Source organism: Flavobacterium hydrophilum, assembly GCF_003202405.1.
Taxonomy (GTDB): Bacteria; Bacteroidota; Bacteroidia; order Flavobacteriales; family Flavobacteriaceae; genus Flavobacterium; species Flavobacterium hydrophilum.
Map to the genome: position 1 here is coordinate 1,178,064 of NZ_QJHL01000001.1, position 17,269 is coordinate 1,195,332.

The 17,269-nt window shown below is 36.8% G+C and carries 6 protein-coding genes; 5 read left to right on the forward strand and 1 reads right to left on the reverse strand.

Annotated elements, in window-relative coordinates:
• Window positions 1–53: 53 nt before the first annotated feature.
• From DMB68_RS04590 to DMB68_RS23555, 4 genes are all read left to right on the forward strand, one after another.
• Window positions 54–2,726 (forward strand): beta-1,3-glucanase family protein, encoded by a 2,673-nt coding sequence (locus DMB68_RS04590; RefSeq protein WP_110345469.1) that lies wholly within the window; start codon window positions 54–56, stop codon window positions 2,724–2,726.
• Between the two features lie 100 nt (window positions 2,727–2,826).
• Window positions 2,827–4,449, forward strand: a complete 1,623-nt coding sequence (locus DMB68_RS04595; protein WP_110346344.1) for a glycosyl hydrolase family 18 protein — start codon at window positions 2,827–2,829, stop codon at window positions 4,447–4,449.
• Between the two features lie 6 nt (window positions 4,450–4,455).
• Window positions 4,456–6,327, forward strand: coding sequence for a carbohydrate-binding protein (locus DMB68_RS04600; protein ID WP_231131580.1), 1,872 nt, complete (start codon window positions 4,456–4,458; stop codon window positions 6,325–6,327).
• Window positions 6,328–6,417: 90 nt separating this feature from the next.
• Window positions 6,418–9,303, forward strand: a complete 2,886-nt coding sequence (locus DMB68_RS23555) for a carbohydrate-binding protein (RefSeq protein WP_231131581.1) — start codon at window positions 6,418–6,420, stop codon at window positions 9,301–9,303.
• 410 nt (window positions 9,304–9,713) lie between these two features.
• Here DMB68_RS23555 and DMB68_RS04610 read toward each other — a convergent pair whose 3' ends face one another.
• On the reverse strand, window positions 9,714–13,784 hold the full coding sequence (locus tag DMB68_RS04610) for a hybrid sensor histidine kinase/response regulator transcription factor (RefSeq protein ID WP_110345470.1): 4,071 nt from the start codon (window positions 13,782–13,784) through the stop codon (window positions 9,714–9,716).
• A gap of 539 nt (window positions 13,785–14,323) precedes the next feature.
• Here DMB68_RS04610 and DMB68_RS04615 point away from each other — a divergent pair.
• Entirely contained in the window at window positions 14,324–17,266 is a 2,943-nt protein-coding gene (locus tag DMB68_RS04615; RefSeq protein WP_110345471.1) for a SusC/RagA family TonB-linked outer membrane protein, read from the forward strand.
• Window positions 17,267–17,269: the final 3 nt, after the last annotated feature.

The window sequence follows — 17,269 nt, forward strand, 5'->3', positions numbered from 1 at the left end:
TATTTTTAAAATGACTTTAAAATCTATTTACGTAACCTCAAAATTATCTAGATATGAATAAAATTAAACTTACAAATTTTTATTTTCTGACAGCACTGTTTCTGGTGTTTTCAAATTTTATGTTTGGTCAGGGAGCAATTCCCTTCACGATTAGTAATACCTCTACATTTAATGATAATGAATTGTATGTAGCGATTGTGGGTATTGATTATACAACTGGAAACCATGTTTGGGTCAATGCCAAAACGAGTCAGGTTTTACCAATGAGTTCTTCTTATAATACCGTGACCGGACCAACAATTGGAGGCAACACCGGACCCGGGCAAAACTCAAAATATGCCAATTGCTTTACAAAATTGAGTGAAATTCCAAATAAGACTTTTACACTGCCTTTAATCGCAGGCTGCAGGGTTTTTATAGCCAAAGGACAGCAATTGTATTTTTATTTTTTTGGAGCAAGTGGTGCGCCTTCAGGATATACATCACCAAATCCATTAAACGCAACGGATCCGAATCAGGGAATTTTATATGAAATAATTGAGCTTACGAATAATCAATACGGTTTTTTTGGAAATCCATCAAGGGTCGATTCGTATAAATATCCAATGGGACTGGAGTTATTCGGAGCCAATGGATATCAAAAACGTGTGGGTGAATTAAAAAAACACGCCGATATCGTGGCAGCTTTTAAAGCCAATGTGCCATCAGAATTTCAGGGCTGTGTGAACGATGCGACAGGAGAAATTACAGCACCTTCAAAAACACCGGCTTTTGCTGATGGAACCGGAGGAACTTCAGTTGGACCTCAGGCAAATTATTTAAAACCATATATAGATGCTATCTGGAATAAATATAAAAATGAAGATTTAATCTTTTATGCGGGAGATGCCGGAGTTTTCAAAGGAAGAGTAATCGGAGAGCAGCTTGAAATGGTTGGACAATCCGGAGGTTTTGTGGGTCGCACAGGAAGAGTTCAAAACCGACCAACAACTCAGGAAGCACTGGAAGGAAAAGGCGTTCTGGACAGAAGACTGGTTGACGGAGATTTAGATCTTGTTATTCAGGCACAATTAACTGCTGCAATTAACAGACATGTTGTAAATACTACAACTGCAAATCCGGGTCAGCAAAACTGGTACGATGCTTCGAAATACTATCAGGTAAATCCAACGAATCATTATTCTAAATTCTGGCATTTACCGGGAATAAGTGTAGACAATCTCGCATACGGATTTGCTTATGATGACGTGGCTGATCAGTCGCCATCGCTTCATTCGCCTCAGCCAACAAAAGTAATTGCAGCTTTTGGAGGTTATGCAGGAACAGTTCCTTCTGTACCCGCTACAACCGATCTAATTACCGTTTATAAAGATTGTAATTACACAGGATTTTCCGGAGGATTGACTATTGGCGATTATAATCTGGCCCGTTTGAATACTTTGGGAGTTCTGAATGATGATATTTCATCACTGAGAGTGGCACAGGGGTTTAAGGCCATTTTGTATCAGGACGATAATTTTACAGGAACTTCAACAACTATTACTTCTGATAATACTTGTTTGAATACAACGTGGAATGATAAAGTAACTTCTATCCGAATTTTACCAAACGGAACCACGACTTTAGGTAACCAGACTTTCTTTTTGCAAAACAGAAACAGTAATTTAAATATGGATGTTTGGAATGCCAGTTTATCCAATGGAGCCAATGTGGCACAGGGAACAGCAAATTCAAACGCCAACCAGAAATTTGTATTTACGCATTTAGGTGATGGATTGTATAAAATTGTGGCAAGTCATAGTGGCCAATCTTTAGATGTAAATAATTTCAATAAAGATAATGGTGCCAATGTTGAGCAATATCCATACAATGCAACTACAAACCAACAATTTATATTGGTTGCTACAGGTGATGGATTTTACAAAATCGTTGCAAGACATAGTGGCAAATTGGTAGAAGTTGCAGGAGCAAGTACGGCAAATGGTGCCAATGTACAGCAATGGCAGGATAATGGACAGATTTGTGCACAATGGAAACTGGTTCCGGTTACAACATCACAAACATCTGTTTTAATTCAGGCCGAAAATTATTCTGCCATGAACGGAATTCAAGTTGAAGCTACAACAGATACAGGCGGTGGATCAAATGTTGGTTATACCGAAACAGGCGACTGGCTGGCTTATAACAGCATTAATTTCCCAACTACAGGATCTTATCTAATTGAATACAGAGTAGCAAGTGCCGTAACAGGAGGTAAATTATCTGCTGATTTAAATGCCGGAGCAATTCTTTTAGGAAATGTTGATGTACCAAATACAGGTGGATGGCAAAACTGGCAGACGGTTTCTCAAACGGTAAATGTAAATGCAGGAACTTACAATTTTGGTATTTATATTCAAAACACCGGAATGAACATCAACTGGATCAGAATTACGAAAATTGGAACTGCTGCAACTGCAAAAACGGCCTCGGCTCCACTTGCTGAGGAAGAGGCTATTGCTGCAACTACCTTAAATATTTATCCAAATCCGGTTGAAAGTACACTTTTCTTCACCACAGAAGTTTCAGGAAATGCGAGTATTGTAGATGCGCAGACAGGAACTTCGGTTTCTTCTCAAAAAATCAATAACAACAGTGTAGATGTTTCGCGTTTGAAATCTGGTGTTTATTTGATTATAATAGAAAAAGACGGTCAGAAAACGATAAAACGTTTCCTTAAAAAATAGTCTAATGATTAAAGCCTCGGACATTCTGATCAAAATTAGATTGTCTGAGGTTTACTATTCCCCAAAAATTACAAATTCCTTAATCTATTTAAAAATTATTATGAAAAACAATTACAAAATGATCCAGCCTACATGGGTCTTAATTTTCGTTCTGGGTGTTTTCAATTTGTCAATAGCCCAAAAAAAAGTAATCGCTTATATTCCAAACTGGATTGACCTGAATTCTTTTTCAACTACCATTCAATACAGTAAATTAACCCACATCAATATTGCGTTTGAAAATCCGGATGCTAATGGTTATCTGACTTTCAATTCTGGTTCTAATGCCATTATTAATGCAGCACATGCACAAAACGTAAAAGTTTTTGTTTCCCTTGGCGGAGGTGCCATTTCTGAAGGAGGTGCCATCCGTGATAATTATTTTAACCTGATTACTCCCGGAAACAGAACAGCATTTATTCAAAAAATCTACGATTATGTGATAGCGCATAATTTTGACGGCGTAGATGTAGATTTAGAAGGCCCTGCAATTAATGGTGATTACGGAGGTTTTGTGATTGCTTTGGCGAATAAATTACATTCAGGCGGAAAACAAATTACAGCAGCACTTTCAGAAGGATATGGTGGTGCAAATGTACCAGTTTCTACTTTTGCTGCTTACGACTGGATCAATATTATGGCTTATGACGCAACCGGACCGTGGAATACAGCAAATCCCGGGCCTCATTCTCCTTACAGTATGGCCGTTAACCAGTTTAATTACTGGACTGGTAGAGGTTTGCCGGCCAGTAAAGCCATTATTGGATTACCTTTTTATGGATATGGTTTTGGAGCTGCAGCCAATCAGGGAATTTCTTTTGCCAATATTGTAGCGCAATATCCGGGCTCAGAAAATCAGGATCAGGTAGGTAATACTATTTATTACAATGGAATTCCAACCATCAAAGCAAAAACAACATTTGCAATTCAAAATGCAGGCGGTGTTATGATCTGGGAATTATCTCAGGATGCTACAGGCTCGAAATCATTGCTAACTGCTGCTGATCAGGTTGTAAAAGGAAGTAATCCTCCAGCAACCGGAAATTTAATACAGGCGGAAAGTTATTCTTCTATGAGCGGAGTTCAAACAGAACCTACCACTGATACCGGCGGAGGTTTAAATGTTGGTTATGCCGATACAGGTGACTGGATGGCGTATTTCAATATCAATTTTCCAACTTCAGGCAACTATGTGATTGAATATAGAGTGGCAAGTGCTGTTTCGGGTGCAAGATTATCATCCGATTTAAATGCAGGAACGATTCAGTTGGGAGCTGTCAATGTACCCAATACAGGAGGATGGCAAAACTGGCAGACAGTATCTCAAACGGTTAATATCAATGCCGGAACGTATAACTTCGGAATATACATTCAAAATTCGGGTGTGAATTTAAACTGGTTCCGTATAACGAAGTCAGCTTCTGCTTTGGCAGCAAAATCAGCTTCGACAGAAAAAATCGAAAGCCTGACGGTTTACCCAAGTCCGACAGAAAGCGAACTTTTCTTTACTGCTGAGGTTTCAGGAGCTAACGTAAGCATTATAAATTCTCAGGATGGTGCAACAATTTATTCTCAAAAAGCAAACAACAACAGTATCGATGTTAGGGGCTTAAAAACCGGAATCTATTTGATTTTGGTAGAGAAAGATGGAATAAAAACAGTTAGACGTTTTATAAAAAAATAAAGCATCATGAAGAAAAATATAATAGTTTCAATGAACTCAAAGCTATTCTTTTTGGCGTTTATTTTGTTTGCTTTAAGTTCCCATTCACAGGTTATCATGTTTGATGATTTTAATTATTCAGGCAATACTGATCCACAATTGGCATCCTTTAACAAATGGCAGATTATCAATGGAGTAAGCGGACCACCGGAAGGAGCCACGTACAACAGAAATAATGTCAATTTTATTACAGACCCGAATGATGCATCGAATAAGCTGATGACATTGAAAACCACTGTAAATGGTCAGTCAAAAGCGGTAACACATTCCAGGATAGAAAGCTCTTATGAATATTTTGAAGGAACGTACGCATCAAGAGTCTATTTATCAGATGAAGCATTTGCAACTAAAGATGCCAATATACAGACCTTTTTTACCATTGTAAGTTCAGCGCTTGCACAGGATGGTTCAAAATATAGTGAATTGGATATTATTGAATATATGGCTGCCGATAAGTGGGGCGTTTCTCCGGACAACAGAGTTGGATATACCACTTCTTATCACAAATACATTGCAAATCCATGGACGCCTTGGAAAACCTATTCCACCCAGCAAAAATCATTGGCAGGCTGGCATACTTTTATTGCTACCTGTACGGATGGTGTGAATATCAGGTATTATATGGATAATACACTTATTGCAACGCATTCTGTTACTGATAATGAAACGCAGGCAGGTCTTTCGGTTTATCCCCGAAGTACTATGCAGGTTGCCTTTGCCAATTGGATTTGGAATAATGTATTAGGTACGAGCACCAGTAACAGAGAGAATACTTTCATGGCAGACTGGGTTTTATATTATAAAAATACAGCATTAGATCTGAATCAGATTAATACTTTGGTGGCTAATTATAAATCGCAGGGACTAAAAAGAAGAAATCTGGCAGGACAGACGTTTTATGATGTGCCTCAAAATAATGGTGTTGGCACAGTATACAAGGATTGCAATTATGGCGGGTATGCTGTTAGTCTGCCAACAGGAGATTACACTCTAAGTCAATTGCAGGCGAAAGGAATTTTGGATAACGATATTTCTTCTCTTAAAGTACAAAGTGGTTATGAAGTGGTGCTTTATGCCAATGATAATTTTTCCGGTTCTTCTGTAATTATTACCTCGGATGACACTTGTCTGGTTGATAACAGTTTTAATGATATAGCCTCTTCTGTAAGAGTTAGAGCGGTAAGCAATTCTTCTTCGGTTTTGATCCAGGCTGAGAGTTATACCAGCATGAGCGGAATTCAGACCGAAGCGACTACAGACACTGGTGGCGGATTAAATGTGGGATATGCAGATACGGGCGACTGGATGTCTTATGGCAATATTAATTTTCCAACATCCGGTTCTTATCTAATTGAGTACAGAGTAGCGAGTGGTGTCAACGGAGCAGTTATTTCTTCAGATTTAAGTGCAGGAACAATTCAGCTTGGTTCAGTTAATATTCCGAATACTGGCGGATGGCAAAACTGGCAAACAGTAAGTCAGACCGTAAATGTAAACGCAGGAACCTATAATTTTGGAATTTACATTCAGAATAGTGGTGTGAATTTAAACTGGTTCCGAATCACAAAATCGGGCTCTGCTTTAACAGCAAAAACAGCTTCTCAGGAAAAAATTGAAAGCCTGACTGTTTATCCAAGCCCTACAGAAGATACACTTTTCTTTACTGCAGAAGTTTCGGGAGCTAACGTACGCATTATAAATTCTCAGGATGGTGCTACAATCTCTTCACAAAAAGCCAATAACAACAGTATTGATGTTGCTGGTTTAAAAACCGGGATCTATTTGATTTTAGTTGAAAAAGACGGAATCAAAACAGTAAGACGTTTTGTTAAAAAATAAGTTTACTAAAAGTGCTATCCTTCTTTGTTATTCAGCAAGGAAGGAGTAGTGCTTTTATATTTAATTGTAACCCTTTAAACCCCAATCAATATGAAAAACAATTACAGACTTACGTTAAGTTTACTCATTTTTCTGGCTTTTGGTTATTTGGCCACAGCGCAGACTTCATTAGGTTCAAGTAAAACCTTTATGAATAATTTGAAAAAAGAACTGGTCGCCTCGACTTCAAAGAGTTCAGAAAAAACAGTTTTGCTCGAAGTTTCCAATTCCAAAAAATTCAATGGAAAAGTAAACTTCAAAGAATCCAGTTCTTCAAGTGAATTTTTAATTGGAGAAATCAAAAACATTGCAGAGTCTTCTTTTTTTATTAAAATAATGGATAAATCTGTGGAAGGACATATCATCTTAAAAAAGTCCAGAGAGGCATACAAATATTTCTCTGATGCTCAGGGAAATGCGTTTGTAGAAAAAGTAGATATCAATAAGTTGATTTGTATCGATTATGAAAATGTTCCGGAAGGCACAAATAAAACAGGTAAAGCAGCGGCCGCAGCTGCAATTGCCCCGGCATTACTGAATTTACAAAGTTTGCCAGGTGCGGCAGGTTGTGTGATGCTGGATTTTGATGGTTATAATATGCCAGCCGGAAACCTTTGGAACAACGGAAACGCTATTAATGCAGCAGCATCAGGAATGAGCGATGCCGCCGTACAGCAACATTGGGAGGTCGTTGCAGAAGATTACAGACCTTTTAATGTAAATATTACAACAAGTGAAGCCGTTTTTAATTCGTATCCAAGAAACAGAAGAATGCGTGTGGTGGTAACTCCAACCAATACAGCAGCCCCGGGGGCGGGAGGTGTTGCGTATATTGGTTCCTTTAACTGGGACAATGATGTACCTTGCTGGGTATTTATTACTTCAGGTAAATCGGGTGGAGATGCCTCAGCGCATGAAATTGGTCATACATTCGATTTAGGTCATGACGGTCGTACCAATCCGGCTGAAGGCTATTTTGTAGGTATCGACGGAACATCCTGGGCACCAATTATGGGTGCAGGTTACTACAGACCAATTGTGCAATGGAGTAAAGGAGAATACAATTATGCAGATAATAAACAGGATGATGTTGCTATTATCGCAAGTGCTAAATTTGGCATAGGATACAGAGGCGATGACTATGGAAATACTACGGGTTCTGCAGCAACTTTAGATTATAACGGAAGCGGAGCCATCAACCAGAAAAACGGAATAATTTCAAGTGAAGCCGATTATGATTTTTTTACGTTTACAACAGGCGGAGGGAATGTTTCTATTAATGCCAATACAGTTTCAAGAGACGGAAATCTGCATCTCTTGATTAGGCTTTATAATTCGGCTGGAGCAGAAATGGGAACGTATTGGAACTCTGATCCGTTTGCTTTGAATGCTTCTATGAATGTAAACTTGCCGGCTGGCAAATATTTTATTGGAGTTGACGGTAACGGGGCAGGCAATGCTGGTTACGGAGGCTATTCAGCTTATGGTTCAATTGGAAGTTATTCGATTACAGGAACTATTCCGCCAGGAGGAAATATTGCTCCTTCAACAGATGTAATTACAGCTTATAAAGATTGTAATTATACCGGGTTTTCAGGAGGACTAACTATTGGAGATTATAATTTGGCAAGATTAAACTCTTTAGGAATTTTAAACGATGATATCTCGTCACTTAGAATTACTCAGGGATTCCAGGCAATCTTATATCAGGATGATAATTTTGCAGGTGCTTCAACTGTAATCAATTCTAATAATGCCTGTTTAAATGCAACGTGGAATGACAAAGTAAGTTCAATACGCATAATTGCTAACGGAGTTACAACTTTAGGAAATCAGACTTTCTTCTTGCAAAACAGGAACAGCGGACTTAATATGGATGTCTGGGGAGCAAGTACAGCCAATGGTGCGAATGTGGCACAGGGAACAGTAAATACTAATGCTAATCAAAAATTTACATTTACGCATTTGGGAGACGGGTTGTATAAAATCATTGTAAATCATAGCGGTCAGTCTTTGGATATAAATGGATTTAATACAGCTAATGGAGCCAATGTAGAGCAATATCCATACAACGCAACAACCAATCAGCAGTTTATTTTAGTTGCAACAGGAGATGGATTTTACAAAATTGTTGCACGTCACAGCGGAAGAATTGTTGAGGTAGCAGGAGCAAGCACAGCCAATGGTGCTAATGTTCAGCAATGGGATGATAATGGACAGACCTGTGGACAATGGAAATTAATTTCGACAACCGGAGCACACACTTCTACTGTGATTCAGGCTGAGGATTATGCATCCATGAACGGAATTCAGGTGGAAGCCACGACAGATACTGGTGGAGGATCTAATGTTGGATATACTGAAACGGGTGACTGGATGGCCTACAACAATATTAATTTCCCAACTACAGGCTCGTATTTAATAGAGTACAGAGTTGCAAGTGCTGTAACGGGAGGAAAATTATCTTCTGACTTAAATGGAGGAACTGTTTTACTTGGTAATGTTGATATACCCAATACAGGAGGATGGCAGAATTGGCAGACTGTTACACAAAATGTAACTGTAACTGCAGGAACTTATAGTTTTGGTATTTATATTCAGAATACGGGAATGAACATTAATTGGATCAGAATTACGAAAGTGGGAGCCGGAGCAGCGATTGCCGATCCTGTAGCTTCTTCAATTATTGACGAAAATGAAACAACAGTCGTTAAGGTATTCAATATATATCCAAATCCGGTTTCAGAGACACTTTTCTTTACTTCTGATGTAACAGGAGGAAATATAACTGTAGTAGATGCTAAAACTGGGGTATTTATTAAAACACAAAAAAGTAATGATAACAGTTTAGATGTTTCTGCTTTAAAAACCGGGATTTATTTGATTGTCTTTGATAAAGATGGGAAGCAAACTGTTAAGCGTTTTATCAAGAAATAATATCAAATTCTGAAATAAAGATTTTATTCAGACGTAATAATTTTACAAAAAAGACTGTCTTAAAAGGGCAGTCTTTTTTATGTCCGGTTTTGCTGCTTATAATTTATTCTTTTATTTGAACAATACATTTTGGCTATTACTACAAATGCGAAAATTTAAATTTTTTGTAAAAAAATAAAAAAAGCAAAAGACTTTTAGAACCCGATAGCTTAGATTATAATTTGTGCCGCAAAGAATTACAAACTAAACATAAGAAAAAAGCCCCGGATTTCTCTGAAGGAGGGAAGCATTCAAATAGCTAATCAATTTTATAGAGGATTAAAATCTAATCGTTTAAAATATTGATTATTAGTGTTTTTTGAAAATTAATCCAGTTTTATCAACCTAAAAAAGCATGGAAAGATACATTTCTATGTAACATCTTTTTTCTGAATAATATTCAATTCCTTATTAAAAGAGTTTCTGTATTTTTTGATATATTCCGAAGGTTTCATACCAAACAGTTTTACGAACTGTTGACGGAAATAGCGCTGATCTTCAATACCAACCAGAGGGCCAACCTGCGCAATATTAATATTTTCGGTAAGCATAATTACTGCAGCTCTTCGGATTCTGATGGATCGGATAAAAACATTTACGGTTTGTCCTGAAATTGCCTTAATCTTTTTGTAAAGACTTGAATGGCTCATACCCATTTCCGCCGAGAAACTCTTTAGGTTAAATTCGCTGTTTTCGATATTAGCTTCGACAATTTCTATACATTTATCAAGAAACTCTTTGTATTCGAGAGGAACTTTATTTACATTTTCACGAAGTGTTATACTGTCCAGAAAATACTTGCGTAATTGCCCTCTGTTTCGAAGAACAGCATCTACTCTTGCCAGCAGTATATCACTGTCAAAAGGTTTGGTAACATAATCATCGGCACCTTCTGTAATGCTTTGCAAATGAATATCATTGCTGGTTGTAGCCGTGAGAAGTATCACCGGGATATGGCTAAAATCATCATCCTGTTTGATTTTTTTACATAAATCTAAGCCATTCATGCCTTCCATCGAAATATCGCTGAGGACAATATCCGGCATATGTTTTTCGACAAGTTTCAGTCCTTCCAGACCATTTGCTGCTGAATGTACAATATAGTTTTTAGAAAAAAGCTGTACGAGATAATGATTCATTTCGGGATTGTCTTCAACAATCAGCAATACTTTTTTTGTAGTGATTAATGCTGACTGCAGATTTTCCGGATCTGATGGGGGAATGTTTTTTTCATATGTATTTTGATGAGCGGCCGGCATTCCTTCAAGAAGTTCCCCTACCAGAGGCGACATTTGCGGATGATTCTCATTGATGTTTATTTCTGCAAAATGGCTATTTCCTTTTGGGAGTGTAATAGTAAATGAAGTTCCTTTTCCAACTTTGCTTTCACACTTTATTTCGCCATAATGTTTATTCACAAAATATTTGGCAACATAAAGACCTATTCCAAAACCATTACTGGATTTTGACTGAATCTGCTTGAATTTTTCAAAAATAGTATCAATGTCATTTTCATGAATTCCGCTTCCCGTATCTGATATAATGATCGAAACATCAGCAATGTTCTCGATTATCTGAATAGTTATCGATCCGTTATTTGGAGTAAATTTGAAAGCATTCGAGATTAAATTGAACAGCGTAATCTCTATTTTTTCATAATCACCATAGATTTCGGTCGGGGTTTCTTCTTCAATAAATTGGTAGTTTAGACTTTTAACCCCTGCCATTTGTGTAAAGCTTTCGTAGATTTCCCGGCACAGACTGTTTAAATTAATCTTCGAAATTTTGAGTTCATCAAGATCCGTTTCAGCTTTTCTGAACAATAGTAACTGATCGGTAAGACTCAATAATCGTTTCGCATTTTTATAGGCGAGATTGAGGTCAAGATCATCTTCAGAACGTTTTTTTCTTTCAATCGCACTTTTAAGCGGATTTATAATTAAAGATAGGGGAGTGCGCAATTCATGGGCCATATAAGTAAACATAGAAAACTGCTTTTCGGCATGTTCTTTGTCTTTTTTATGCTCCATTCGGGTAAGTTTTATTTCATAGCGAAGTCTTTCCTTGTTTTTATGGTAATCTACGTATGCATAAATCGCACCGGCAGCAACGATTAGATAAAAGGTATACGCCCACCATGTTCTGTACCATGGCGGAAGGATTTTTACCGTTGCCAGCGTTACTTCATTCGTCCAGTTTCCAAAAACATCGGTTGTCTTTACTTTGAAAACATAAGTTCCTTCGGTCAGTCTCGAATAATTTGCCCTGTTGTCCTTTGTGGTGTAATTCCAGTTTTTATCCCAGCCTTCGAGATAGTAAGCGGTATTTATTTTTTCAGAATTGACATAATCCAGATAAACAAAATCAAAACTCAATGCCGATTTGTCATAAGGGAGTTCGGCAGCACTTATCATATCGAGTTTTTTTTCTATTATATAAGGGCTGTTCATTTTTAAAGACTCATTGTTTACCAGCAAATCATTGAGTAGAAACTTGCCGGTATTTTTTTTGTCTTTTATATTATCAGGATCAAAAACATTGAATCCGTTTATACCTCCAAAAATAAATTCTCCTGTAGAAAGTTCCGTACCTGCACTCCAGCTAAATTGATTTCCCTGAAGTCCATCAGAAACGCCGAAATTTCTAAAAGTACTATTCTTAGGATTCAATCTTGAGATTCCGTGATACGTACTCATCCATAAATTTCCTTCTTTGTCTTCTAATAGGCGAAGTATCGTATTGCTCGAAAGGCCGTTTTGAGTAGTATATTTTTTAAAAGTCCCTGTTTTTCTATTAAATAAAAGCAGACCACCTTCAACCGTACCAATCCAAAGATTTTGTTTTTGATCTTCAGTTATGCATCTGATGGTGTAATCAGAATGATAGTTTTTTACTTTTTTTGTTTTTGGCTCTATCTCAAAAAAAGAATTGAATGTTCCGCCCCAGATTTTTCCGTCTTTGGTTTCATAGAGACAAGTAACATCACGTAAAGCAGTACTGTAACAGATGAATTTATTTTGCTTTCTGTCAAATTGATATAGTGCTCCGTTATTGGTAATGGCAAGCCATAACGTTTTTTTCGAATCTAAAAAAAGCAGCCATGATTCCTGTTCTGCTTTTTTGGTGAATTGGTTATAAATGGAGAAATTCTGAATTGCTTTTGATTTCGGATCGATACGACATACACCGCCTTTCCACATAGCCACCCAAATAGCATTGTCAGAATCTTTGACGATACTTGTAACAAAATTACTTTGAATCTTTCTACTGGCAGATGAAGTTGTAGAATAGGCTTCGTAGGTGTTTTGTTTCCTGTTCCAGTATCGCATTCCGGCACCATCTGTGCCTATCCAGATATTTTTCTTTTCATCTTCACAGAAAGAAATCATGAAATTTGCGGCAGGATCTTCGTCTTCTTTATTGGTCAGTGGATCCTTGCTTTTAAAATGGTTAAAATAGAGTGGTTTTTTTCCCATCATGCTTACACCTCCACGGAGGGTTCCAAACCACATTTCTCCGTTTTTGCTTTCGAATATATCATACAGGGATTTACTTTTGAGCAATGAAACAGGACCGCTGGCACGATATAAAACAGGAGTAGTCTGATTTTTTGTAATGGTGTAAAGACCCGCTCCGTCAGTAGCAATCCAGAGCCTGTTATCCTGCTGAAAAAAATCACGTACTGATGTCTTTTCCGGAAAGTAATTGTTAGAATAGGCATTCTGGCTGTCATTGTATAAGTAAGCACCTTCGTCTGACCCGATCCAGAGCCCCTGATTTGTCTGCTTAATGCAATTTGCGACTGTAATTGTATTGTTAAGAAGCGTTAGTTTTTTGGATTTAATATTGTACTGACAAAGACCGGCGCCGGTTACAAAAACATAGAAGATTTGTTTTTTAGCATTATAAGCTATTGATCTCGCGATATAATTTAATTTTCCTTTGAAGGGTATTGCCGTTCCAATTTTCTCGCCTTCCTTATAAAGTACGATCGCCTCTTTTGTAGCAACGAGAATTATATTTTGAGAATGTACAGCAATGATCTCATAGGCCGTAACTTTCAAAGGTTTAGCTTTTTTATCCATTCCGAAATACTGCAACGGAGTAAAGGAAGTACGTTCTGCATTAAAAACAACAGGACCAGCTGTTGTTCCTATCCACAAATTATTTTTAAAGTCACCTTCAATACAGCTAATGGCATTTCCCTGAATAGAATTAGGATCAGTGTGAACATTTCGATAAATCTTAAAATCATTTCCATCATATCTGTTGAGCCCGTCAAAAGTTCCAAACCACATATAGCCATTTTGATCCTGATATATAGAGGCAACAGAATTATTAGAAAGTCCTGATGTAATATCAAGATGTCTTATTGGGTAATTCTGTCCGGATGCATGTAGATACAGAAGACTAATAACAAGAAAGAACTTTAACTTATTCATAGAAAATTTTTTAAAAAGTGTGCTGTTCTTTGATATACGAAAAATAAAAGAGATGCGATCAGAAAGCGGATTAATTTTATGTGAATATTTGCTATCTGTGTACTCTGCGAAAGTAATAATTTATTATAAAATGGTAAAAAGAACATTTGTTTTTTAGATGGATTGCTGGTTGTGCTTTCTATGTTTTTTATAATTTAAAGATTATTCTTTCAAGTATTTGAAAATGTCTTAATTAAAAATGATAAATTAATGTATTATTAAATGTGTTATTATAGTGGTTAATTATTCAGTTTGTCATTTTTTTTAGCCTAAAAAATTGAAAAATATGTTTTTATTACGTGTTGCATATGGCCTTTTACGAAATTGTCCCCTTTTATAAATGAATTTTTCCCTGTCATAAAAACTTGTTGTATCCTTAATTTGCAATGTGATTTGATGAGCTATAACGTTTGAATAACATTGTTTCGTTTTTTATTCCAAAGCAAGTCTATGAAACAACCTTAAACAAAAACTAACTTAAACTAACCCAATTAAAAAGTATGAAAAAAATTCACAACAGAGTTTTGCTCTTATTACTTATGCTCCCGTTTTGTGTTTTCGCTCAGAACAAAATCAAGGGAGTTGTTCTGGACAAAAGTTCAGGACAGCCCATACCGGGAGTGAACATAAAAGTGTCAGGAGGAAACTTAAATGCCTCGACAGATTTTGATGGAAAATTTGAATTTTCGGGTGTAAAGCCAGAAAACCAAATTACGTTCTCTTACACAGGCTACACAACTCAAACCGTAACCATTGGAACAAAAAAAGACCTGACTGTTTATCTTCAGGAAGACACTAATGTACTTAAAGAAGTTGTGGTTCAGGTAGGATACGGATCTGTAAAAAAGAAAGATGCTACCGGTGCCGTTACAGCACTTACTACAAAAGATTTTAATAAAGGAAACAATATTACTACAGAAAACCTGCTTAACGGTAGAGTAGCGGGTTTGACAATTAACTCTTCCGGAGCTCCGGGATCCTTATCAGAAATCAGAATCAGGGGAGGAAGCTCGCTTTTTGCAAGTAACAATCCTTTAATCGTTATTGACGGTTTACCGCTTGATAATACAACCAATACAGGTTCTGCTTCATTTTTAGCTTCTTTAAATCCTGCTACGGTTGAATCGATGACCGTTTTAAAAGACGCATCTGCAACAGCTATTTACGGTTCACGAGCTTCAAACGGTGTGATTATCATTACGACTAAAAAAGGAAGCAAATCATTCTCTGCAGAATACAATGTACAGTATTCAGCTGGTAGACTTACCAAAACAGTCGATGTTTTTAGTGCTGATGAATTCAGAAAAGTTATCGAAGAGAGAAGATCTGAAGATGTTGACAAATTAGGGACAGCAAATACAGATTGGCAAAAAGCAATTTACAGAAATACCGGATCTCTTGATCAGAGTTTAGCAGTTAGAGGAAGTTTATTTGGTGTTCTTCCGGTAAGCTTAACTTTAGGTAATACCGATCAGCAAGGTTTGCGATTAACCAACGAATTTAAAAGAAACACAGTTGGTTTAGTGATGAATCCTACATTTTTTGATAATCATTTAAAAGCAAGATTATCTGCAAACTATGCTTACGAAAAAAATAGATTTACTGATGGAGTAGAAGGAGCTGCAATTGGTTTCGATCCGACTCAGCCAATAAAAGTCGAAGGTGCGCCTTACGATGGTTATTTTGAATATACAACCGGTATGGATTCTAACGGCAATTATCCATTGGTTTCAACAGCCGCAAGAAATCCTGTTTCGCAATTACTAAATACCCACGATATTGGAACAAGTGACCGCTTTTTTGGAAATTTCGAATTGGATTATAAATTTCACTTTCTACCGGAATTAAGAGCTGTTGCTAATGTTGGTTTTGATGAATCAAACGGAGAAAGAAGAAGACTTGTTGGTGCAAATGCAGGTTCGGCCCCATCAAACGAAAACATTCCGTATGGTACTAACGAGTATACTGAAGCAAGAAGACAAAACAAATTATTAGATACTTATTTAGTGTATAATAAAACGTTCAGTTCTTTAAATGTTGAATTGACAGGAGGTTACTCGTATCAAAGATTTGAGAGTTCAAAATTTGAAACCGGTAATATTTTAAATCCTGATTTACCTTCAACATTTCCTGAAACTACTCTTGACACAGATACGGTTCTGATAGGATTTTTTGCCAGAACGAATTTAAGTTTCAGAGACAAATATTTACTGACGCTATCTTACAGAAGAGACGGTTCTTCAAGATTTGAAGAAGATAATCGTTGGGGAAATTTCCCTGCAGCCGCTTTTGCATGGAAATTAAAAGAAGAATTCTTTAAAGACAATACTGTCATATCCGACTTAAAATTAAGATTAGGTTACGGTATTACAGGTCAGCAGGATATTCCCGAGCCAAACGGATACCTTCAGAAATATCTTGTTGGAGGAGGAAATTCTGAATACTATTTCGGATCTGATGCAATACCGGTTGCACTTCCATATAAAACAACCAAAAATTTAAAATGGGAAGAGACAACAACCTACAACGCAGGTCTTGATTTTGGATTTATAAACAACCGTCTCACGGCCGGTTTAGATGTTTATTATAAAGATTCTAAAGATTTGTTGGCCAATGTTGCTACTTCAGACGGAAGTAATTATTCTAACAGGGTATACCAGAACATTGGTAGCTTTACAACAAAAGGAATAGAATTAACGGTTAATGCCAATGCCATTAAAACTACAGATTTTAACTGGAATATGAATTTTAACGCTGCTAAATTCGAAAGAAGAATTACTGAATTAGCTATTGGTTCAGATATCTTTTTAGGAGATAACATCGCCGGAACCGGAACTCCTGGACAAATTTTCCGCGAAGGATTCACGCCTTATTCTTTCTATGTTTACAAGCAGTTATACGATACTGCCGGAAAACCAATTGACGGTGCTTTTGCAGATTTGAACGGAGACAATATTAAAAATGATGCCGACAAATATATCTATAATAATCCTGATCCGGATTTTACTTTAGGGTTTGCATCCAATATGAATTACAAAAAGTTTGATTTCTCTTTCAATTTAAGAGCAAGTATTGGTAACCGAATATTTAATGCAATAGATGCTTCAAGAGCTCAATATGATGCAATGGAAAATGGTGGTGTTTTAAGTAACATTCCTACTCAGGTAAACGAAACGAATTTTCAGACTACTTCAAATGTTGTATTGTCAGATCTTTATATCGAAAATGCTTCTTTCTTAAAAATGGACAACATTACTTTAGGATATACAATAAGCAATTGGTTAAACGATAAAGCAACTTTAAGAATCTCAACCGGAGTGCAGAACGTTTTTGTAATTACAAAATATAGCGGTTTAGATCCTGAAATTACAAACAACGGGGTAGACAAAACGATTTATCCAAGACAGCGTTCTTTCTTGTTTGGTCTTAACCTTAAATTTTAATCC

Excerpts from the sequence above, each read along its gene's own strand:
- DMB68_RS04590 (WP_110345469.1), top strand. The coding sequence starts at position 54 with ATGAATAAAATTAAACTTACAAATTTTTATTTTCTGACAGCACTGTTT.
- DMB68_RS04595 (WP_110346344.1), top strand. The coding sequence starts at position 2,827 with ATGAAAAACAATTACAAAATGATCCAGCCTACATGGGTCTTAATTTTC.
- DMB68_RS04600 (WP_231131580.1), top strand. The coding sequence starts at position 4,456 with ATGAAGAAAAATATAATAGTTTCAATGAACTCAAAGCTATTCTTTTTG.
- DMB68_RS23555 (WP_231131581.1), top strand. The coding sequence starts at position 6,418 with ATGAAAAACAATTACAGACTTACGTTAAGTTTACTCATTTTTCTGGCT.
- DMB68_RS04610 (WP_110345470.1), bottom strand. The coding sequence starts at position 13,784 with ATGAATAAGTTAAAGTTCTTTCTTGTTATTAGTCTTCTGTATCTACAT.
- DMB68_RS04615 (WP_110345471.1), top strand. The coding sequence starts at position 14,324 with ATGAAAAAAATTCACAACAGAGTTTTGCTCTTATTACTTATGCTCCCG.